This is a genomic window from Pseudalkalibacillus berkeleyi (assembly GCF_021608225.1).
Classification (GTDB): Bacteria; Bacillota; Bacilli; order Bacillales; family Fictibacillaceae; genus Pseudalkalibacillus; species Pseudalkalibacillus berkeleyi.
The window spans coordinates 96,762-117,784 of sequence record NZ_JAKIJS010000001.1; the positions used below are offsets into that span (position 1 = coordinate 96,762).

The 21,023-nt window shown below is 40.4% G+C and carries 18 protein-coding genes and 1 pseudogene; 17 read left to right on the top strand and 2 right to left on the bottom strand.

What is annotated here, in order from left to right; translation table 11 throughout:
* Nucleotides 1-7 precede the first annotated feature (7 nt).
* From hemH to L2716_RS00575, 3 genes are all read left to right on the top strand, one after another.
* Complete coding sequence (hemH, locus tag L2716_RS00565) at nt 8-946, top strand: ferrochelatase (protein ID WP_236330476.1); 939 nt, start codon at nt 8-10, stop codon at nt 944-946.
* Complete coding sequence (hemY, locus tag L2716_RS00570) at nt 946-2,337, top strand: protoporphyrinogen oxidase (protein ID WP_236337756.1); 1,392 nt, start codon at nt 946-948, stop codon at nt 2,335-2,337. The genes hemH and hemY overlap by 1 nt, the downstream gene beginning before the upstream one ends.
* A 313-nt stretch (nt 2,338-2,650) precedes the next feature.
* Nucleotides 2,651-3,898 carry an ATP-binding protein gene (locus L2716_RS00575; RefSeq protein ID WP_236330479.1) on the top strand — a complete coding sequence of 416 codons (1,248 nt, stop codon included), beginning with the start codon at nt 2,651-2,653 and terminating at the stop codon, nt 3,896-3,898.
* Nucleotides 3,899-3,961: 63 nt separating this feature from the next.
* Here L2716_RS00575 and L2716_RS00580 read toward each other — a convergent pair whose 3' ends face one another.
* Nucleotides 3,962-6,589: a transglycosylase domain-containing protein gene (locus L2716_RS00580; RefSeq protein ID WP_236330482.1), complete on the bottom strand. Its 2,628-nt coding sequence runs from the start codon at nt 6,587-6,589 to the stop codon at nt 3,962-3,964.
* Nucleotides 6,590-6,762: 173 nt separating this feature from the next.
* Between L2716_RS00580 and L2716_RS00585 the strand changes: the two genes are divergently transcribed.
* The 4 genes from L2716_RS00585 (at nt 6,763) to L2716_RS00600 (ending at nt 11,262) form a co-directional block, all read left to right on the top strand.
* The gene (locus tag L2716_RS00585) at nt 6,763-7,881 is read left to right on the top strand and encodes an ABC transporter ATP-binding protein (protein ID WP_236330484.1); all 1,119 of its coding nucleotides are present in this window, start codon (nt 6,763-6,765) and stop codon (nt 7,879-7,881) included.
* A 15-nt stretch (nt 7,882-7,896) separates the two neighbouring features.
* On the top strand, nt 7,897-8,547 hold the full coding sequence (locus L2716_RS00590) for an ABC transporter permease (RefSeq protein ID WP_236330488.1): 651 nt from the start codon (nt 7,897-7,899) through the stop codon (nt 8,545-8,547).
* A 9-nt stretch (nt 8,548-8,556) separates the two neighbouring features.
* The gene (locus L2716_RS00595; RefSeq protein WP_236330491.1) at nt 8,557-9,453 is read left to right on the top strand and encodes a glycine betaine ABC transporter substrate-binding protein; all 897 of its coding nucleotides are present in this window, start codon (nt 8,557-8,559) and stop codon (nt 9,451-9,453) included.
* Nucleotides 9,454-9,933: 480 nt separating this feature from the next.
* Nucleotides 9,934-11,262, top strand: a complete 1,329-nt coding sequence (locus L2716_RS00600) for a S8 family serine peptidase (protein WP_236330494.1) — start codon at nt 9,934-9,936, stop codon at nt 11,260-11,262.
* A gap of 27 nt (nt 11,263-11,289) precedes the next feature.
* On the opposite strand, the pseudogene L2716_RS00605 reads toward L2716_RS00600, so the two are convergent.
* Nucleotides 11,290-11,433, bottom strand: a pseudogene (locus L2716_RS00605) (NUDIX hydrolase); the annotation flags it as partial.
* A gap of 277 nt (nt 11,434-11,710) precedes the next feature.
* On the opposite strand from L2716_RS00605, the gene L2716_RS00610 reads away from it, so the two are divergent.
* The 10 genes from L2716_RS00610 (at nt 11,711) to rbsB (ending at nt 20,979) form a co-directional block, all read left to right on the top strand.
* A complete protein-coding gene (locus L2716_RS00610) occupies nt 11,711-13,453 on the top strand; it encodes a carbon starvation CstA family protein (protein WP_236330497.1) in 1,743 nt (580 codons plus the stop codon).
* Between the two features lie 153 nt (nt 13,454-13,606).
* On the top strand, nt 13,607-13,918 hold the full coding sequence (locus tag L2716_RS00615; protein ID WP_236330500.1) for a hypothetical protein: 312 nt from the start codon (nt 13,607-13,609) through the stop codon (nt 13,916-13,918).
* A complete protein-coding gene (locus L2716_RS00620; protein WP_236330503.1) occupies nt 13,915-14,181 on the top strand; it encodes a cory-CC-star protein in 267 nt (88 codons plus the stop codon). Before L2716_RS00615 ends, L2716_RS00620 begins: the two co-directional genes overlap by 4 nt.
* An 18-nt stretch (nt 14,182-14,199) precedes the next feature.
* Nucleotides 14,200-15,150, top strand: coding sequence for an ArsA family ATPase (locus L2716_RS00625; RefSeq protein WP_236330506.1), 951 nt, complete (start codon nt 14,200-14,202; stop codon nt 15,148-15,150).
* Nucleotides 15,151-15,322: 172 nt separating this feature from the next.
* On the top strand, nt 15,323-16,300 hold the full coding sequence (locus L2716_RS00630; RefSeq protein WP_236337758.1) for a LacI family DNA-binding transcriptional regulator: 978 nt from the start codon (nt 15,323-15,325) through the stop codon (nt 16,298-16,300).
* Nucleotides 16,301-16,305: 5 nt separating this feature from the next.
* Entirely contained in the window at nt 16,306-17,196 is an 891-nt protein-coding gene (gene rbsK / locus L2716_RS00635; protein ID WP_236330509.1) for a ribokinase, read from the top strand.
* Nucleotides 17,193-17,579 (top strand): D-ribose pyranase, encoded by a 387-nt coding sequence (gene rbsD / locus L2716_RS00640; protein WP_236330512.1) that lies wholly within the window; start codon nt 17,193-17,195, stop codon nt 17,577-17,579. Before rbsK ends, rbsD begins: the two co-directional genes overlap by 4 nt.
* A gap of 14 nt (nt 17,580-17,593) precedes the next feature.
* Nucleotides 17,594-19,084, top strand: coding sequence for a sugar ABC transporter ATP-binding protein (locus tag L2716_RS00645; protein WP_236330515.1), 1,491 nt, complete (start codon nt 17,594-17,596; stop codon nt 19,082-19,084).
* Nucleotides 19,077-20,030 (top strand): ABC transporter permease subunit, encoded by a 954-nt coding sequence (gene rbsC / locus L2716_RS00650; RefSeq protein WP_236330516.1) that lies wholly within the window; start codon nt 19,077-19,079, stop codon nt 20,028-20,030. Before L2716_RS00645 ends, rbsC begins: the two co-directional genes overlap by 8 nt.
* A 10-nt stretch (nt 20,031-20,040) precedes the next feature.
* Nucleotides 20,041-20,979, top strand: a complete 939-nt coding sequence (gene rbsB, locus L2716_RS00655; protein ID WP_236330520.1) for a ribose ABC transporter substrate-binding protein RbsB — start codon at nt 20,041-20,043, stop codon at nt 20,977-20,979.
* The last annotated feature ends 44 nt before the right edge of the window (nt 20,980-21,023 follow it).

The following is a 21,023-nucleotide window of genomic DNA, read 5'->3' on the forward strand; positions in this document are numbered from 1 at the left end:
ACTCATTTTGGAAAAGAAGAAAGTAGGGGTTCTCGTGATGGCGTATGGTACGCCAAGGAACCCAGATGAAATTGAATCTTACTACACTCATATCCGCCGCGGGAAAAAACCACCCCGAGAAGACTTGCAAGATTTAGTGGATCGCTATGAAGCAATTGGAGGCGTATCTCCACTCGCTAAAATTACAAATGAACAAAAAGATAAACTAGAAGAAAAGTTGAACGAATGGCATGATGATGTAGAATTTAAAGCCTATTTAGGTCTGAAGCATATTGATCCATATGTGGAAGATGCTGTTCAACAAATGAAAAAGGATGGTATTGAAGAAGCGATTAGTATTGTCCTCGCTCCTCATTACTCTACTTTTTCAGTTAAATCTTATAATGGCCGTGCTTTAGAGGAGTCAGAAAGAATTGGTGGGCCGAAAATTACACCTGTTGATTCTTGGTATGATGAGCCTGGGTATTTACAGTATTGGGCTGATCAAATCAAACCGATTTATGAGCAAATTCCTGAGAAAGAACATAAATGTACGATCGTCATATTTTCAGCTCATAGCCTGCCTCAACGCATTATTTCTATGGGAGACCCATACCCAGAACAACTGGAAGAAACAGCTAAGTTGATTGCAGAAAGAGCAGGCATCAAGAACTATACAACAGGATGGCAAAGTGCAGGGAACACGCCCGAACCATGGATTGGACCAGATGTACAGGATTTGACACAGGACCTGTTTGAGCAAGAAGGTTTCAAGAACTTCATATATTGTCCGATTGGTTTTGTAGCTGAACATCTAGAAGTACTTTATGATAATGATTATGAGTGTAAAGTCGTAACCGATCAGCTTGGAGCGAATTATTATCGACCTGAAATGCCTAATGCCAAACCCGAATTTATTGAGACATTAGCAAGGGTCGTATCGAAAAAGTTAGAAAGCCGGGATTAATCATGAAACATATCGTTATTATTGGCGGAGGGATTACGGGTCTTTCTGCCGCTTTTTCTTTACAAAACAAAATCGATCAAGAACAGTTACCCGCAAAAGTCACCCTACTAGAAGCTAATAATCGATTAGGTGGTAAAATCGAAACTATCCACCGAGATGGTTTTACGATTGAAAGAGGACCCGATTCTTATCTAGGCAGAAAACCTGCGATGACTGAGTTAATTAAATCATTAGGGTTGGATCATGATCTTACTTACAACAACACAGGACAAGCTTACATTTTACATGGGAAGAAACTTCATCCTATGCCTGAAGGGGCAGTGATGGGCATCCCTACAAAGTTAAGCCCATTCGTAACGAGTGGTCTTTTTTCAATGAAGGGAAAAGCTCGTGCGAGTTATGATCTGTTTCTTCCAAAAAGCAATACATCTGGTGATCAGTCTGTCGGTGCATTTTTCAAAAGAAGACTTGGAAATGAAGTGGTTGAGAACTTAATCGAACCTTTGCTATCCGGTATTTATGCTGGAAACATTGATCAGATTAGCTTGAAATCTACGTTTCCTCAGTTTGAAAATATTGAATCTAAGCATCGAAGCTTAATTCTTGGTATGAAGAAAACGAGGCAGCCGAGTAAGAAAGGTAAATCCTCTAAGGGTGTTTTCCTGACGTTAAAGCAAGGTCTTTCATCATTAGTTGATGCACTTGAAAGCAATTTAACGAATCGAATTGATATCCAAACAGGGGTTACTGTAGAAAGTATTTTGAGAAAAGGTGAGGGTTATTCGATTTCAACATTAGATTCAGTGATTGAAGCGGATCAAGTGATTGTAACGACACCTGGCAGAAATGCTGCAAAGTTTTTCAATAATGAGATTCGAGAACTTATTGGTGAGGTGCCTGCCACTTCTGTTGCAACAGTGGCGATGGCTTTTCCTGAATCAGCAGTGCCAAAGGACATTGAAGGGACAGGGTTTGTCGTTTCAAAAAAATCACCCTACACGATTACAGCATGTACATGGACGAATCAAAAATGGCCGCATACGACTCCAGAAGGTTCTGTACTTTTGAGGTGCTATGTCGGAAGAGCCCATGATCAAACCATTGTAGATGAATCTGACGAATACATTCTTTCAAAAGTATTAGAGGATCTAGAAGAAGTGATGGGTGTGAAAAGTGAACCAGACTTTTACTATGTGACACGCTGGAAAAAGGCGATGCCTCAATACTTGGTTGGTCATCAAGAGAATAAGGACAAGGTTCACTCTATTCTTGGAAGAGACTATCCAGGCGTACAGCTTGCTGGTGCTTCTTTCGATGGGATAGGATTACCTGATTGCATCGTTTCAGGTAATCAGGCAGCTGAAAATGTTGTTCGTTCGTTAATGGAATAGGAATAAAATTGATGGAAAGCTGGTGCTTGTCTGAATCACTTTAGGATGTGATTTTAGATGAATGTGCTAGCTTTTTTTCTTATTGAGGGTGCATGGGACGTATTCCCAACATATATTCGGAAATCGCACTAAATAAGTGGTGATTAGACGTTATTCCCAACATATATTCGGAAATCACACTAAAAAAGTTGTGAATAGGAGATATTCATCACCTTACACAATCTAGTTATTAAATTGGTCAAGCACCTTATGTTATAATGACAAATGGTACATATTTCACATAAATGGAAGTCAGAATTACAGAGGTGTATCCATGATAGGGCTCATCAAACCGATTTTCGTTAACATATCTATAATTGTTTCATTAACGTTTATTGCGAATATGTTTTTCCCTTTTTCTCATAAAGGGAGATTAACGATAAAAGAGAAGTTGTTTTTCGGCGTCTTAAGCTCGATCGCTGCACTTCTATGTATGATCTATCCTATAGAAGTGTTGAGGACCACAGTTTTTGATTTGAGAACCGTTCCTTTGCTCGTCGTTACACTGTACGCAGGACTAATTCCTGGAGGTATATGTGCGCTTGTGATCATTATCGGTCGAATGAGCATTGGTGGAGAGTTTGCGTGGATCGGTGTGTTAATTACTGTCGTTGCTTTATTTACAGGCTTCGGATACTCCAGAATGTTTAAAGATGCTAATAAAAAGTGGAAGCCAGGTTTACTGGCCATGTTTTTATATTTTCTTTTTTACATATTGATTTTGAGTATTTATATTGATTTTCTACCTATATCTTTTTATATCGCATACTTCATCCCGTTATACATTACGTTCTTTTTATTGATTTTCCTTATTGATCGATTGATTCGTATTAACATGCAGTTAGAAGAGACGATCTATCTTGGAAAGCTATCTATTCTAGGTCAGATGGCCGCATCTATTGCTCATGAAATCAGGAATCCTTTAACGACTGTCCGAGGGATGATCCAGTTCCTCTCGAAAGATACAGACGATCAACAATTGAAGCAATACGGGCCACTGTTGATTGAAGAGCTTGATCGGAGTAACAAAATCATTTCTGATTATTTAGCGCTCGTTAAACCAAACGAAATCAACTTAAAAGAAATAAATTTGAAACAAGTCGTAGATGATACCATGGCCTTATTAGCTCCTTTAGGTGTCTATAGCAATGTAGTGATCCAATCAAATTTAAAGCATTACCATAGCGTGAAAGCAGATGAACAACATCTTAAACAATGTTTGATTAATCTCATTAAAAATGCAATTGAATCTGTTCAAGATGAAGATGGAGGAACGGTTTTCATAAAAGAGAAAATTACAACGCCAGGTCATATTGATTTGATTATAGAAGATGACGGTAAGGGTATGACGAATGAAGAACTTGAAAAGATTGGCCTCCCTTTTTATACAACGAAAACGAAGGGGACAGGTCTAGGAACAATGATTACATATAAATTGGTGAAAAATATGAAAGGCTCAGTCTTTTATAATAGTATCCCGAACAAAGGGACAACAGTGACTTTACGAATTCCGCTTGCATGATTAATATAGAATGATATTTATATAGAAAAAGAAGCAGAGGGGACGAATCCCATCTGCTTCTTTTTAGGTTGTCTTATCTTTAGTGTTTGAACTTTCAGTTGAACCATCTTCAGTGCCAGTACTGTCTCCAGTATTACTTCCATTACTGGAACCAGAACCAGTGCTGTCCCCAGATTCAGTAGTGTTGTCTTCATTAGAAGTATCGCCACTACTAGAACCAGAACCGTCACTAGAACCATCTCCGTCACCAGAGCCATCACCGCCACCAGAGCCAGTCCCGTCGCCAGAACCATCACCGTCGCCAGAACCAGATCCATCACCAGAACCGGAGCCGTCACCGTCACCAGAGCCGTCACCGTCACCAGAGCCGTCACCGTCGCCAGATCCATCACCGTCACCAGAGCCGTCACCGTCGCCAGATCCATCGCCGTCACCGGAGCCGTCACCATCACCAGAGCCGTCACCGTCACCAGAGCCAGTCCCGTCACCAGAGCCATCACCGTCGCTAGATCCGTCATCTTCACCAGATCCGTCATCTCCGTTGTTGGAATTCTCATCCTCATTAGATTGATCATCTGAGTTTTCTTCTGAGTCCTTTTTCTCTTTCTCTTTCTCTTTCTCTTTATCCTTATCTTGATCTTGTTCTTTATTGTTTTCAGGTTTTGATTTTTTTACTGGCTTGTATGCACTAGGAATATCTGTTCCTTTTACGTAAAGCTCAGTGATTATACTTGAACTTGGTGTATAGCTTGATGCTTTCTTACCATTTCGTTTATCAATCTTTACTTCTTCTACAGTTGAAGGTCGTTCAAAATCAGCCGTTTCTTTATCTTTAGATACATAGCTCATTATCTCTTTAAATAGTAGTTTTGAGATTTTAGCATCTTGATCTGTGAGATATTGTTCTGTGCTTGTTTGTTCATAACCGGTCCAAACTGCTGCCGTATATTGTGTTGTATAGCCAACAAACCATGAATCTGTCGAACCATCCTCAACGCCTTCGGGAGCATTTGTTGTACCTGTTTTTCCAGCAACAGGTAATCCTTCAATTCGTGCGAGTGTACCCGTTCCTTCTTTAATGACGTCCTTTAACATATCGGTGATCATGTATGCCGTATATTGATGCATTACTTTCTTTGATTTAGCCTTATAGGTTTTCGCTTCACCATTCGGGTATTCAATCTTAGTAACTGTATAAGGCTTCGTGTATGTTCCTTTATTGCCAAAAGCAGCATATGCACCTGCCATTTGAAGTGGTGATACTCCGCCTCTAAATCCTCCTATTGCATGTGAAGGGAATGCTTCCTTAAGTGGGATGCCTAATTGGTTTGCAAATTTGAGTGCGTTTTCGTTTCCTACCTCTTGGAAGGTTTTAATAGCCGGAATATTATAGGATTGAACAAGCGCTTTACGCATTGAAACCATACCATGGTGTTTTTCATCCCAGTTTTGAATTTCCTTTCCATCAATGATCAATTCTTCGTCTTTTATTTGATGGTTGGTAGACCATTTCTTATATTCTATTGCCGGTCCATAATCCAAAATAGGTTTAATCGTCGATCCAGGTTGCCTCTTTGTATCCGTGGCAAAATTAAAACCACGTTTCACTTTCTGTTCAGAAGTTTGTCGGTCGCCACCAATCGCTCTAATTGCACCTGTCTTCGTATCGGTTAGAACGACGCCAGCTTTGAAGTCGTCGTTAGGGTAGGGAATCGTATCATTTTTTGCTAGCATTTCTTGTGTATGAGCTTGGGCTTTCGGATCCAAAGTTGTATGGATTTTCAAGCCGCCAGTGTAGAGCTGTGCTTCATTTATACCTTTTTCCTTTAACTCATCAAGGACATAGTCAATAAAAGATTGATACTCTGGATCCTCTGATTTTTTATGAAGTAGTTTTTCTAGCTTTGTAGACTTTGCTTTCTTTTCTTCTGATTTGGTTATAAATCCATGCTTATTCATGAGTGAAAGGACGATACTTCTACGTTCGATTGCTTTGTCAGGATGTCTGGTTGGATCATATCCACTAGGTCTCTGGGGGAGTCCCGCTAACAATGCAGCCTCAGCAATGGTTAACTCATCTACATGCTTGTTAAAGTAAACTTCAGCTGCTGCCCCAATCCCATAAGCATTATTTCCAAAATAAATCTTATTCAAATACATTTCTAAGATTTGATCTTTGGAATATTTTCTTTCCATTTTTATAGATAGATAAGCCTCTTGTACTTTTCGTTTAATTGTTTTTTCGGGAGATAAATATGTATTCTTAACAACTTGCTGTGTAATCGTACTACCGCCTTCAGAACCCCAGCCTTCCTTTAGGTTTGATAATGCAGCTCCCGCAATCCGCTTCATATCAATTCCCGGGTGTTCTTTGAAACGTACATCTTCAACTGCAATAAAGGCATTTTTGACGTGTTCAGGTACGTTTTCAATACTGACTCTAATTCGATGTTCGTCCCCTGCAAGATCTGCTACCTTGTTGCCATTCATGTCATATATAGAAGAAGATTGAGCGTTCTTTAATTGTTCTTCAGTTAAGTTTGGTGCGCTTTGTATAAAGGCTAATCCTGTCACTCCTCCCGTAACGAGTAGAAGGAAGAAGACTAAGAAGGTAGCTAAGAGTACCTTTACATAGCCCTTACTTTGTTTATGTTTTTGTTTATTTCTTCGCATTTTGAATCTAGACAACATGCGATTCAACCCCTCTAGTTATAAAATTATTTTGTATTGAAAAGTACCCTGAAAATTCCACATTTAAACATGCGCTGAGCAAGATGCTTGAATTTTATACTTATGTGTTTATTAATGGGTACTGTGGGGAATCTATAATGATGGTAAAAAAGATTCAAAAAGGGGGGACAAAGATGATTGAATTTAAACAAGTCAGCAAAACGTTTGCTGATGGATTTGAAGCATTGAAAAATATTGATCTTCACGTACATAAAGGAGAACTTCTAACTCTAATTGGTCCGAGTGGATGTGGGAAGACGACAACCATGAAAATGATCAATCGACTTCTTGAACCGAGCAGTGGTGAAATTTTGATAGATGAACAAGATATCAAAAACCAAAACCCTGTGGAGCTTAGAAGAAACATAGGATACGTCATCCAACAAATCGGGTTATTTCCTCACATGACCATCGAAGAAAATGTTGCACTCGTACCGAAGCTGAAAGGTTGGTCGAAAGACAAATATATTAAGCGAGTCGATGAGCTGTTAGAGCTAGTTGGACTTGAGCCTCATATTTTCAAAAAGAGATACCCATCAGAATTAAGTGGAGGACAACAGCAAAGGATTGGTGTTATTCGTGCATTAGCAGCAGAACCGCCCGTTGTGCTAATGGATGAACCATTTAGTGCGTTAGATCCGATTAGTCGTGAACAACTACAAGATGAACTAGTTGCACTTCAAAACAACATTCATAAAACCATTGTTTTCGTCACGCATGATATGGATGAAGCGCTGAAAATTGCAGACCGAATTGCGATTATGAATCATGGTGAAATTATTCAACTAGATACACCTGATCAGATCTTAAGACACCCTGCCAATCAATTTGTAGAAGAATTCATAGGGGAAGAAAGAATGAATAAAGAGCTTGGCGGTAAGACAGCGAGCTCATTAATGATGTCTAAAGTAGCTACAGTCAAAGATAAACGCGGCTTAGCCGAGGCTTTAAAAATTATGAAAAGTTATACTGTGGATAGCTTAATGGTCACCAATAGCGATGGAGTCCTTGAAGGTGTGCTAGAGCTTGAGATTCTTGAAGACCACTTTGGTGATGAAACAAAGAAAGTAAAAGACGTCATGGTACCTGTTACAGTATCTGCTACGACTACTACACCCTATACTGAAATTGCAGAGAATTTCGCTAAGTATGATGTGAAAACTGTGCCGGTCACTGAGGATGGAAAATTAGTTGGATTGATTACAAAGTCGAGTATGATGAGAGGGCTCGCAGGCATGAAACAAAATGTTTAGGAAGGGGGTAGTGCTATGGATTGGAGTAAATTTATAGATACCTTCATATTAAGATGGCCTACAATTTTGGAAGCGCTACAAGAACATTTGTATTTATCATTTGTATCCATATTTATCGGAATTTTGATTTCCGTTCCTTTAGGGATCGTCATTTCAAGATTGAAGAAGATTGCTGAATTAGTGATTGGAATTACAGCGGTATTTCAAACGATTCCTAGTTTGGCCTTATTCGGATTTCTACTTCCTGTCTTTGGGATTGGTAGTACCCCTGCCATTATTGCACTGATGGTTTATGCATTATTACCTATCTTAAGAAATACATATACCGGGATCGTCGGTGTCGATGATTCACTTATCCAGGCAGGAAAAGGTATGGGTATGACATCTGGGCAAATACTATGGAAGATTGAACTGCCACTCGCATTACCTGTGATCATGGCTGGTATTCGGACAGCGACCGTATTAACGATTGGTGTTGCAACACTTGCGACTTTCATTGGGGCAGGTGGCCTAGGCGATATCATTTATAGAGGATTAAGTACATTAAATAACGAGTTAGTTCTAGCTGGTGCGATTCCTGCTGCGTTATTAGCCATCTTTTTTGATACAATTTTGAAAGGTATTGAACGAATTGTTACCCCTAAAGGGTTGAAAAAACAAGACTAGGAGGCTCATATGTTAAAGAAGATCGTCATTCCATTTTTCATGTTAATCTTGATTGTAGCTGGTTGTGGTGGTAACGGAGACTCTGGAGACAAGCTTGTAATCTCTGGTAAAAAGTGGACAGAGCAATATATCCTTCCACACCTTCTTGCAGAATATATTAAAGGCAACACCGATTATGAAGTAGAAGTGAAGGAAGCATTAGGTGAAGTCGATGTCCTGACCAAAGCGATGGAAGGCGGAGATATTGACATGTACGTTGAGTATTCAGGTACGGGATATCTTGCAGTCTTGAAGGAAGAATATAATCCAGACCAAACAGCTGAAGACATTTATGAAGCTACGAAAAAAGGTTATAAGAAGGAAAAAGGTATCGTTTGGTTACCACCTTTAGGGTTTGAAAATAACTACGCTTTAGCGATGACGGAAGAGACGTATAAAGATCTTGGTGTAAAGACAACTTCTGAATTAGCAGCAAAATCTGATGGACTTATCATTGGAGCACCACCAGAGTTTTACGAAAGACCTGATGGAATGGATCCATTCGTTAAGAAGTACGATTTAAGTTTCAAAAAGGAAGAGAGCTTAGACCCTAACTTGATGTACAGAGCGGTTAAGGATGGAGAGGTTGATGTCATTACGGCATTTACGACAGACGGTCGAATTCCGCGTTTTAACTTGAAAACAGTTGAAGATGATAAGAATTTCTTCCCACCTTACTATGCAGCGCCAATCATTCGTCAAGAAGCTTTAGACAAGTTTCCTGATGTTGAGAAAGTGATGAAAGAGCTAGAAGGAAAGATATCGTCTGAAGACATGGCAAAAATGAATGCAAAAGTCGATATCGATAACGAAGATCCAAAACAAGTCGCAATTGACTTCCTAAAAGAAAAAGGATTAATTGATTAATTCTTACGTATGAAAGAAGGAGCTGACCCAAAAGGACTTTAAAGCTCCTTTTTTTGTGTAAACCCGGTTATGCACGATAAATCAGATATATGCACGATAATCTTCATAAATGCACGATAAATCAGATATATGCACGATAATCTTCATAAATGCACGATAAATCAGATATATGCACGATAATTTTCATTTATGCACATTAACCCATTTGCAACTAATAAAGGCTAGCCCTTACATCAATTTCCATTGATGTTTTGGGTCAGCCCTTTTTTGGTTAATTTAGACAATCGTGTAATTAAAATACAATCTTTGTATCAGATGTGTACTAATTTTACAGTATGGCATAAACCGTTGGTACTATGGAATAACCGTTTTGGACCTACATAAAATTTGTGTCGTATGCATGATTGTTATGACGAAAAGATTACGGGAGAATTGAAATTGTAAGAAAAGTTAGACAAAAAGTACTTGGGGAGGAAGAAAATGAAGAAATTTAGCTCGATTATTCTAAGCTTATCTTTGATTGTTGGATTGTTCTTCGCAGCACAGTCTAATAACCGTGTAGAAGCATCATCCATTGAAGTGGGTGAAACACTATCCAACGTATTGAACTCTGCAGGTAGTCAGTTCAAAGTGGAGGCTGTCGTCACGTATCCATCAATGCCGACAAGTTCACAAGTTCAAGCGCTTGATGACTTGGGGTTAATCACGAAAACGTACAAGAATCTCCCGATGGTAGCTGTGCAAGGAACAGCGGTTGAGGTAGAGTCAATCCTATCATCAGGTGTCAGCGCGACATCTTTATTTTATAACAAACAATTAGATTACAAGCTTCGTGACTCTAGACAATTAATTGGAGTCGAGCGCGTTTGGAACGACCTTGGATATACAGGAAAAGGGACAACTGTAGCTGTCATCGATAGTGGAATTGATGCGACACACCAAGATTTACCCTTTGGTGACAAAGTTGTTCAAAACGTAAAGTTTCTTGCAGGTAGCATTTTCTCTGGCGGATCTGCCTTATATCAAGAAGATGTGTTGAACACGGATACATCTTCAGGACACGGTACGCATGTAGCAGGTACGATTGCTGGGTTAGGAACAGCTAGTGATGGACTATATAAAGGCGTAGCACCAGATGCGAAACTAGTTGGACTAGGAACAGGAGAAGCTATTAGTGTGCTATGGGCACTTGAAGCATTTGATTATGTACTTGAAAATCAAGAGAAATACGGCATTAACGTAATCAGTAATAGCTGGGGCACAACTGGCGATTACTCTCCTAACGACCCGATCAATGTAGCAAGTAAGAAAGCACATGATGCTGGTATGGTTGTGGCATTCGCAGCAGGTAATGAAGGACCTGAAAACGATACTTTAAATCCTTATTCTGCAGCACCATGGGTCATCTCGGTTGCAGCTGGAACGAAAGATAAGAAGTTAGCAGACTTTTCATCTAGAGGGATTCCAGGGGATAATCTCGTTCATCCTGATATCACAGCACCTGGTGTAGATATCGTTGCCACAAAATCTTCAACAGGACTCGTTATGAACACACTAGGAACTACGAAAGATATTAATTATATTGCAGTAGAACATTTACCATATTATACAACAGCTAGTGGAACGAGTATGGCAACGCCACACATTTCTGGTGTAGCAGCGTTAATGTTAGAAGCAAACAGTACTTTGACGCCAGACGACGTGTTAAATACGTTAGTCAACACTGCTGAGCCAATGGCTGGATATGAACTCCATGAAGTCGGAGCAGGATATGTAGACGCTTATCAAGCCGTTAACACTGTGAAATAAAATGTCATTTGCAAAAGGCTGGTCCACTCAGATCAGCCTTTTTGCATTTCTGTCCAAAAGTATATTTAGTGTTGCTTTCAAAAATAGAGACAAAATGCTTATATCGTAACCAGTTTCCTCCTTCACCTCCCTCATGCAAGCTTCAGCAGGTGTTTCATTACGTTCAATTTCACCACCAGGGAAGTTCTATACAATCGCGCCCCTATTGACATGTTGCTTCATCATCAATATTTAAGTGCCATCAATAATGATTGCTTGTGCAATCAAATCGTCAACTCGAGTACAAATGGTTAAATGATACCATTTTACCATTTCAAACAAAATTCTAATGAAATTATATTGTTAACCATTCGAACATTCTGAATTTTCGTTAATTGGGATTGACAGCGAATTGTCGTTTCCTTACTATGTAGGATAAACAGTCAACAATGGGAAGGGGTAGGGAAAAATGAATAGTTTAGTTTTGGCGATAGTTGGAATTACCATATTTTTGTTAGGATATCGATTTTATTCGAAATATATAGCAGACCGTATATTCCGTTTGGACCCGAATTACGTCACACCAGCTCATAAATATAAGGATGGGGTAGACTTTGTTCCTACAAACCGATTTGTATTATGGGGCCATCACTATAGTTCAGTAGCCGGGGCAGCTCCGATTATTGGACCAGCCATTGCAGTTTATTGGGGTTGGCTCCCTGCCGTCTTGTGGGTGATTCTAGGCACAGTATTCGCAGCTGGTGTTCACGACTTCGGAACACTCGTACTTTCTGTCAGAAATAAAGGTCAATCCGTAGGTACACTAGCAAATAAGCTAATAGGAAAGCGCGCGAAGTTATTGTTCTTATTCATCATTCTCATCCTTGTGTTAATGGTTAACGCTGTGTTTGCATGGGCAATTGCGAATCTTTTCGTGACATTCCCAGCTTCGGTATTATCTATTTTCATACAAATTCCATTAGCGATTTGGATTGGTTATTCGGTCTATAAGAAGAAAGGGAGTATGCTCATCCCTTCCATCTTGGCATTGGCAGTTATGTATGGAACGGCAGTACTGGCTTCTAATGTTCCAGCACTTCAAATCGATTTAGTCAGTTGGTTCGGAGGTAAAGATGCAACTGTCATGTTTGGCTTAAACGGTGTATCAATGGCTTTCCTTGTATGGATCGTCGTGTTGATGGTTTATGTTTATATTGCATCAACGTTGCCAGTATGGAAGTTATTACAGCCGAGGGATTATATTAATTCTCATCAATTAGTGATTGGATTATTGATTCTTTATGCAGGTGTATTATTTGCGCGTCCTACGATTACAGCACCAGCAACAAATCCAGATGCTTCTATGTCAGTGTTCCCATTGTTGTTCATTACAATTGCTTGTGGTGCGATATCAGGCTTCCACGGACTCGTTTCTTCAGGAACATCATCTAAGCAACTTGATAAAGAAACGGATGCACGTTTTGTCGGTTATGCCGGTGCTGTAGGTGAAGGTATGCTTGCACTACTTGCCATTATTGCGGTAACGACTTTATTCTCTTCAGGAGCAGATTTTAAAGCCGCTTATAGTAGCTTTGCTGCAGCAAGTAGTGGTGGATTAGGAAACTTTATTGAGGGTGCTGCGATTCTCGCTTCAGGCATTGGCATCCCAGCTAATATTGCGGCAACGATTGTAGCTGTCATTGTCATCAGCTTTGCTGCAACTTCCCTTGATACGTCCGTTCGATTGATGCGCTATATCATTGCAGAGCTTGGTACAGAATATAAAATTCCAGCACTAACGAAAGCGCATGTCGCAACAACGATCGCTGTTGGTACAAGCGCTATGCTTGTATTGCTACCTGAAGGACCAAATGGTTTTGGTTCTGGTGGATACCTATTATGGCCGTTGTTCGGGACTTCCAATCAGCTGCTTGCAGGCATCAGCTTGTTGCTCATATCCATTTGGCTCAAACAGCAAGGAAGGAATTTCATGCCTACCTTTATTCCGATGGTCTTCCTTTTGATTATGACGATTTGGGCGATGACGAAGCAGGTTGTATTTGATTGGTCAGGACTCGGTGACACCGACGCCAATCTACTACTCTTTGTTTTCGGAGCGGCAATACTCGGATTTGCAATCTGGATTATCTTAGAGGCGTTAACGATATTAACGAAAAAACAATCGCCATCAGACATGGACAAGTCCGCATAACAATTTGAGAAGGTCGGGTTCCGGCCTTCTTTTTTCCAAACAACCACAACTAAGGGAGGTGCCGTCATGAAGGAAGAGTTACTCATAATTCGTGTATGGCCTGAAGTCGGCGGCGGCTGATGTGGGGGTGTTTCTGGTGACGGGTTCATCAGTATGGATGATCAATTTAAGGATGATTTAGCTGAAATGAGAGAAACAGGAGAAGTTTATCGAAACATAGTAGAACAGTTTGGAGATCAGATTGAAGTTATTTTCGTTGATCCAAGAAACTCCATCTCTATTATGGATTATATGTTCCGTCAGTTAAGAAAAAGGAAAATCAATGTATGGACGATGTTGAAAAATACCTTTGTCGGATCGAGAAGAGGGGCCATTTTTCTTAATGGTCACTGGTTGAATTCGAATGCTAGGTCTAATGAAGATATTTATTTGAATATCAGTGAGGAATTAGGTGTTCATAAATGAGTGAAACAAAGTGGTCGATCAAAAAGCTGATTGGACTTTACGATGAAATATTGAGTCATCCACACAAACATGAAATTAAGCGAGAGCTGAGAGATGAAGACGATCTGTTCTTACTCTTATGTGTTTCAGAGCTATTAGGCATTCCGAACCCCGTTTCGTATTATACACTGGAAATCTATCCAGTGATTGTGGAGCGATTCCATGAATGGCATTTACGAATGGGAATGGAAAAATCACCATTAGAAGGCATAAGGTGTTGTTAGTCAGAAGGGTAGGGGTATATGGTGAAGAAGATTTTGAACAAAAGCATTGTATTTTTCGGTGGTAAGGGTGGCGTCGGAAAGTCAACGTCAGCTTCGGCCTTTGCATTAACACTCGCTAGACAAGGCAAGCGAACGTTGCTCGTTTCGACGGACCCTGCTCATAATGTAGGGGACATCTTTCAGAAACAACTTTCTGGGAAACCTAAGCGATTAACAGACAATTTGTCGGCGATTGAAATTAATCCTGATGAAGAAACGAAACGATATTTAAAAGGGGTAAAAGAAAATCTGAAAGGGCTTGTGAAATCGAAAATGATTGAAGAGGTCCATCGTCAAATTGACCTTGCTGCAGGATCTCCAGGTGCGGATGAAGCCGCTCTGTTTGATCGTCTCGTTTCAATTATTCTGGATGAGAAAGAGTCCTTCGATACAATCGTGTTTGATACTGCACCGACAGGTCATACGATTCGACTTCTCACGTTACCAGAGCTCATGGGTGCATGGATAGATGGCATGTTAAAGCGTAGGGAGAGCATGAATGAGAATTACTCTTCGTGGATGGGGGATGGTGAGCCTGTTGAGGATCCCATTTACGATATTCTCCATAAGAGGAAAGAACGTTTCGCTTCAGTTAGGAACGTGTTACTAGACGACAAACAAACAGAATATGTTTTTGTTTTGAATCCAGAGCGATTGCCTATCGTTGAAACAGAGAAAGCAGTGCAAACTTTACAAAAGCATGAAATTGATGTGAGGACGTTAATCGTAAATAAGCTTCTACCTAAAGAGGATACGAGTACCTTTTTCCAAAAACGGATTGAACAGGAGAAGCATTATTTAGAATGGATCAACCAATCGTTTGATCAAGAGAAAATTTATATTCCATTGCTAGATGGTGACGTTTCATCCTTAGAGGCTTTACATCAAGTGAGCGAGAGGATGGAGGAGGAGCTTTTCATCGGGCAATGAGAGGACTGGCATAACGATAATAATTGCGAGGAAGAAACACGTATTTCAAATTGAAATGCGTGTTTTTAAATTGTGTGATTACCATTAAAAAACATTGTAAAAGGTTTTTCGTTTATGTTATTTTATGTGTAACCGGTTACATACATATGAAGTTGAGCAGGGAGTGAAAGACGTGGTGACGATTAAGGATGTTGCAAAAGAAGCAGGCGTTTCAGTCGCGACAGTTTCTCGTGTATTAAATGAAAATGGATATGTGGGCGTTGATACAAAGAAAAAAGTATTACAGGCGATTGCAAAATTGAATTACAGCCCAAACGAAGTTGCACGCTCTCTATATAAACGGAGGTCAAGATTAATCGGACTGCTTCTTCCTGATATTACAAACCCATTCTTTCCTCAACTGGCAAGAGGTGTAGAGGACGAAGTTAGTGAGGCCGGCTTTAGGCTTTTACTCGGTAATAGTGATGAAAACGTTCAAAAGGAACTAGATTACATACAAACATTCGCGCAAAACAACGTAGTTGGTATGATTTCAGCTACGAGTCATGTAGATTATGGGATTTATGATGCATTAAATCTTCCGCTCGTCCTATTAGACCGTATTTCTGACGAATACCCTGCCGTTTATGCTGATGGTGAAGAGGGAGGCCGACTTGCTGCCGAAACATTAGTAGAGAAAGGGGCAAAACAGATAACAGTGATGAAAGGGCCTTCTCACATTAAACCAGCTCAGGATCGTTATCGCGGAGCTGTTGAGGCACTTAATAGGAGTGAAGCAAGCTATACTGTTATGTCTACGACTTCCTTTTCGTTTGAGGATGCAAAGGGATGGGCAGAGGAACTCTTTGCAAAGTATCCTGAAACGGATGCGGTTATTGCAAGTAACGATATGGTTGCAATCGCGATTCTACATGAAGCGCTTCAGTTAGGAAAAAGAATACCTGAAGACCTTCAGATTATAGGGTATGACGATATCCCACAATGCAGCCTGTCCTACCCAACACTTTCAACAGTTAGACAACCAGCATATGAAATGGGAAGGCAAGCAGCAAGGCTTTTGATGAAAACGATTAATAAAGAGCAGGAAATTGAAAAGTCGATTCAGCTCCCAGTTCAATTAATAGAAAGAAATACAACGCGAAAGGGATGAAAAAGATGAAGAAAGCAAAGATAGCGGTCATTGGAAGCGCCTCTATGGATCTTGTCGTATCCTCACAAAAGCGTCCTCAAGCTGGAGAGACGGTGCTCGGTGATTCTTTTAAAACGATACCAGGAGGAAAAGGGGCAAACCAAGCAGTCGCAGCGGCTCGACTTGGAGCCGATGTTTTTATGATTGGTCGTGTCGGAGATGATTCATATGGCACAAATATCTTAGAAAACTTTAAAAGAAATCGTGTTTCCACGGATTATGTGGAACCGGTTACAGGTGTTGAAACAGGAACCGCACACATTATCCTTGCTGAAGGGGATAACAGCATCGTAGTCGTTAAGGGTGCTAATGAATACGTCACACCAGCATACGTGGAAAAAGCAGTACCTTTGATCAGCACATGTGATCTCGTCATGATCCAACAAGAAGTACCTGAAGAAACTGTTGAATATGTCGCAAGTATTTGTAAAGAACTTGGAATCCCGCTACTGTTGAACCCAGCTCCAGCACGAGAGCTTTCTGAGCGTGTTTTAGAACAAGCCACTTATATTACGCCGAATGAACATGAGTCAGAAATCCTCTTTGATGGATTACCTGTATCAGAAGCTTTGAAAAGGTTTCCTAATAAACTGATCCTTACAGAAGGAGCAAAGGGCGTTCGTTACTTTAACGGAGAGAGTGAGATTCTTGTTCCAGCATTTCCTGTGAAAGTTGTAGATACAACTGGTGCGGGCGATACATTTAACGGAGCATTTGGTACTGCGATTGCGGAAGGGAAACGGATGGAAGAAAGCCTTCAGTTCGCGAATTTAGCTGCATCTATTTCGGTGACAGGACTTGGTGCACAGAGTGGGATACCGATGAGAGCAGAAGTAGAAAGGAGACTTGCAGAATGAAACGAAATGGCGTACTGAACAGTCATATTACAAAAGTGTTTGCAGACCTAGGCCACACCGATACCATCATAGTTGCTGATGCAGGTCTACCAGTACCTGCTGGAGTTCTTAAAATTGATATTTCCCTTAAAGAAGGAGTGCCATCATTCCTTGATGTTGTAAATGTATTAAAAGAAGAGATGGTAGTCGAGAAGGTGACACTGGCAGATGAAGTCATCGGAAATCAGGACATCGATCAAGAGATGAAGGTCCTTTTTGAACAAATTGATTACACACCACATGAAAAGTTTAAGGAACAAAGCCGACAGGCGAAAGCAATCATAAGAACAGGAGAGGTCTCACCGTTTGCGAACTGTATTCTCCACGCAGGAGTAACTTTTTAAGGAGGTGTAACTGCATGCAAATAAGCATGAACAACATTCATAAAGCATTCGGTAAAAACAAAGTTTTAGAAGGTGTAAACTTAGACATTCATGAAGGACAGGTCCATGCTCTTATGGGTGAAAACGGAGCTGGAAAGTCAACATTAATGAACATTCTTGTTGGTCTTCATAAAAAGGATAAAGGAACGATCGTCATTGATGGTGAAGAAAAGACCTTCGCTGATCCAAAGAAAGCAGAGGATTTTGGGATTGCATTCATTCATCAGGAGCTCAATATTTGGCCAGAGTTAACGGTATTAGAGAATTTATTTGTTAATAAGGAACCGGTTACACCTTTTGGACTTATTCATACAAGTAAGATGAAAGCGATTGCAAAGGAACAGTTCGATAAGCTATCGATTTCCATTCCACTTCATATGGAAGCTGGTAAATGTTCTGTAGGTGAACAACAAATGATTGAGATTGCTAAAGCGTTAATGACAGATGCAAAGGTCATTATAATGGATGAACCAACAGCAGCCTTAACAGAACGGGAGATACAGAAGCTATTTAACGTCATCCGTTCCTTGCAAAAAGCAGGTGTAACGATCATTTACATTTCACATAGGATGGAAGATATTTTCACTATTTGTGACACGATCACAGTTATGCGAGACGGTCGATCTGTGGATACATCACCAATAGCAGAAACGAATTTTAATGAGGTTGTACGGAAGATGGTTGGTCGAGAACTCAAGGATAGATTTCCTACACGGGAAGCAAAGTTAGGAGACACCGTACTAGAGGTTCAGAATCTTACGCGGAAAGATGTGTTTCAGAATGTCAGCTTTAAGGTTCGCTCAGGTGAAATTGTTGGAATAGCAGGCTTGATGGGAGCAGGGCGTACAGAAATCATGCGAACGATATTTGGCCTTGATGGCAAGTATACAGGGGACATCTTTGTGAATGGTCAAAAGGTCTTCATTAAATCACCTGATCAAGCTGTACGTCTCGGAGTTGGATTTATAACAGAGGATAGAAAAGATGAGGGTCTTGTACTTGATTTTTCAATAAAGGATAACATTGCGTTGCCTAGTCTTTTCAGTTTTACTCAAAAGGCCATCATTAATGAAAAAAGCGAGAGAGAATACGTAGAATTACTGATCAAGAGGTTAACGATTAAAACTGAATCTGCACAGACTAAAGCTAAGAATTTGTCAGGAGGTAATCAACAAAAGGTAGTCATTGCTAAGTGGATTGGAATTGGTCCTAAAGTGCTCATACTTGATGAACCGACGAGAGGTGTCGATGTAGGGGCAAAGCGAGAGATTTATGAGCTAATGAATGAACTGACAGATAGAGGGGTGTCGATTGTGATGGTATCATCAGAGCTTCCTGAGATTTTAGGGATGAGTGATAACATTCTCGTTGTTCACGAAGGAATGATAGCTGGAGAGATTACTAGAGATGAAGCTTCCCAGGAAAAAATTATGACATTGGCGACAGGAGGTCACCTAAATGAATAACGTATTGAAATCTAATCACATCGGGAACGCAATGCAAAAGCTTGGACCATTGGTCGGGCTTCTTGTCCTTATGCTTACCGTTACAATCATTAATCCAAGCTTTATTGAACCCTTGAACTTATTGAATCTACTAAGACAGGTAGCGATTAATGCTCTTATCGCTTACGGGATGACGTTTGTCATTTTGACTGGTGGCATTGATCTGTCTGTAGGGTCGATTCTCGCATTATCCAGTGCATTGATGGCAGGGATGATGGTTTCTGGTATTGATCCAATCCTAGCGATTCTTATTGGATGTCTACTTGGTGGCTTAATGGGCATGATCAATGGCGTTCTTATTACGAAAGGGAAAATGGCACCATTTATTGCAACACTTGCGACCATGACAATGTTTCGTGGGTTAACACTCGTGTATACAGATGGAAATCCGATTTCAGGACTTGGGGACAGCTATGCTTTTCAGTTGTTCGGCAGAGGATACTTCTTTGGTATTCCTGTACCAGCCATTACGATGTTCCTTGCCTTTGTCGTTCTATGGGTTATTTTACATAAGACCCCGTTCGGCCGTAAGACATATGCAATTGGCGGAAATGAAAAGGCTGCTCTCATATCTGGAATTAAAGTACCCCGTATAAAAGTGATGGTTTATTCTCTTGCCGGGTTGCTCTCAGCACTAGCAGGAGCGATTCTCACATCAAGGTTAAACTCCGCACAACCGACAGCTGGGACAACTTATGAGTTAGACGCGATTGCAGCTGTTGTACTGGGCGGTACCAGTTTATCTGGTGGGAGAGGCCTCATTATCGGCACTCTCATCGGAGCACTCATTATTGGAACATTAAATAATGGTTTAAATTTGCTCGGAGTATCTTCCTTCTTCCAGATGGTTGTAAAAGGTGCTGTTATTATCATTGCTGTACTAATAGATCGAAAGAAAGCGGCTTAGGAGGATTATAATGAAGAAAACACTATTATTCATTCTTAGTACGTCACTTCTACTACTTAGCGCATGCTCACTTCAACCACCTGAATGGGCGAAATCGAATAAAGAAACAGATCTAGAAGACATTAAAGTAGGATTGTCTGTCTCAACATTAAATAATCCTTTCTTCGTCTCCATTCAAAAAGGTGTACAAGAAGAAGCAAAAGCCCAAGGTATGGAAGTTATCGTAGTGGATGCACAAAACGACGCTGCCAAGCAAATAAATGACATTGAGGATCTGATTCAACAACAAGTAGATGTTCTTCTAATCAATCCAACGGACTCAACAGCTATTTCAACTGCTGTTCAATCGGCGAATAGCCTCGGTATTCCTGTAGTCACACTAGATCGTTCTGCTGAAAAAGGTGACGTCGCAACGCTCGTCAGCTCAGATAACGAAAAAGGTGGGGAGATGGCAGCTCAATATGTGTTAGAACAACTTGGTGAAGGAGCGAAGGTTGCTGAGTTAGAAGGCGTTCCTGGAGCGTCCGCTACTCGTGAGCGAGGAAAAGGTTTTCACAATATTGCGGATGAGAAATTAGAGATAGTCGCAAAGCAAACAGCCAATTTTGACAGAACAGAAGGGCTGAACACGATGGAGAACATTCTTCAAGGCAATCCTGATGTAGAAGCAGTCTTTGCGCATAACGATGAAATGGCAATTGGTGCTTATCAGGCGATTCGAAGCTCAGGAAAAGATATTCTCGTAATTGGCTTTGATGGAAATGAAGATGCGATCAACAGTATTCAAGCAGGCGATTTAACGGCAACAATTGCCCAGCAGCCCGAAAAGATTGGAAAGCTTGCCGTCCGAGCTGGGGGAGATGTATTACAAGGTAAAAAAGTAAAGCGGACAATCCCTGTTCAATTAAAGTTAGTGACAAATGAAAATGTCTCAGACACTAAGAAATAAAGGTTCAATTACCTCGTAAACGTGGGTATTTACTTCATTATGAA

Coding starts and splice junctions, on each gene's coding strand:
- rbsD (WP_236330512.1), top strand. CDS start 17,193: ATGAAACGAAATGGCGTACTGAACAGTCATATTACAAAAGTGTTTGCA.
- L2716_RS00645 (WP_236330515.1), top strand. CDS start 17,594: ATGCAAATAAGCATGAACAACATTCATAAAGCATTCGGTAAAAACAAA.
- L2716_RS00595 (WP_236330491.1), top strand. CDS start 8,557: ATGTTAAAGAAGATCGTCATTCCATTTTTCATGTTAATCTTGATTGTA.
- L2716_RS00600 (WP_236330494.1), top strand. CDS start 9,934: ATGAAGAAATTTAGCTCGATTATTCTAAGCTTATCTTTGATTGTTGGA.
- rbsC (WP_236330516.1), top strand. CDS start 19,077: ATGAATAACGTATTGAAATCTAATCACATCGGGAACGCAATGCAAAAG.
- L2716_RS00585 (WP_236330484.1), top strand. CDS start 6,763: ATGATTGAATTTAAACAAGTCAGCAAAACGTTTGCTGATGGATTTGAA.
- L2716_RS00625 (WP_236330506.1), top strand. CDS start 14,200: ATGGTGAAGAAGATTTTGAACAAAAGCATTGTATTTTTCGGTGGTAAG.
- rbsK (WP_236330509.1), top strand. CDS start 16,306: ATGAAGAAAGCAAAGATAGCGGTCATTGGAAGCGCCTCTATGGATCTT.
- L2716_RS00590 (WP_236330488.1), top strand. CDS start 7,897: ATGGATTGGAGTAAATTTATAGATACCTTCATATTAAGATGGCCTACA.
- L2716_RS00615 (WP_236330500.1), top strand. CDS start 13,607: ATGGATGATCAATTTAAGGATGATTTAGCTGAAATGAGAGAAACAGGA.
- L2716_RS00610 (WP_236330497.1), top strand. CDS start 11,711: ATGAATAGTTTAGTTTTGGCGATAGTTGGAATTACCATATTTTTGTTA.
- L2716_RS00620 (WP_236330503.1), top strand. CDS start 13,915: ATGAGTGAAACAAAGTGGTCGATCAAAAAGCTGATTGGACTTTACGAT.
- L2716_RS00580 (WP_236330482.1), bottom strand. CDS start 6,589: ATGTTGTCTAGATTCAAAATGCGAAGAAATAAACAAAAACATAAACAA.
- L2716_RS00575 (WP_236330479.1), top strand. CDS start 2,651: ATGATAGGGCTCATCAAACCGATTTTCGTTAACATATCTATAATTGTT.
- rbsB (WP_236330520.1), top strand. CDS start 20,041: ATGAAGAAAACACTATTATTCATTCTTAGTACGTCACTTCTACTACTT.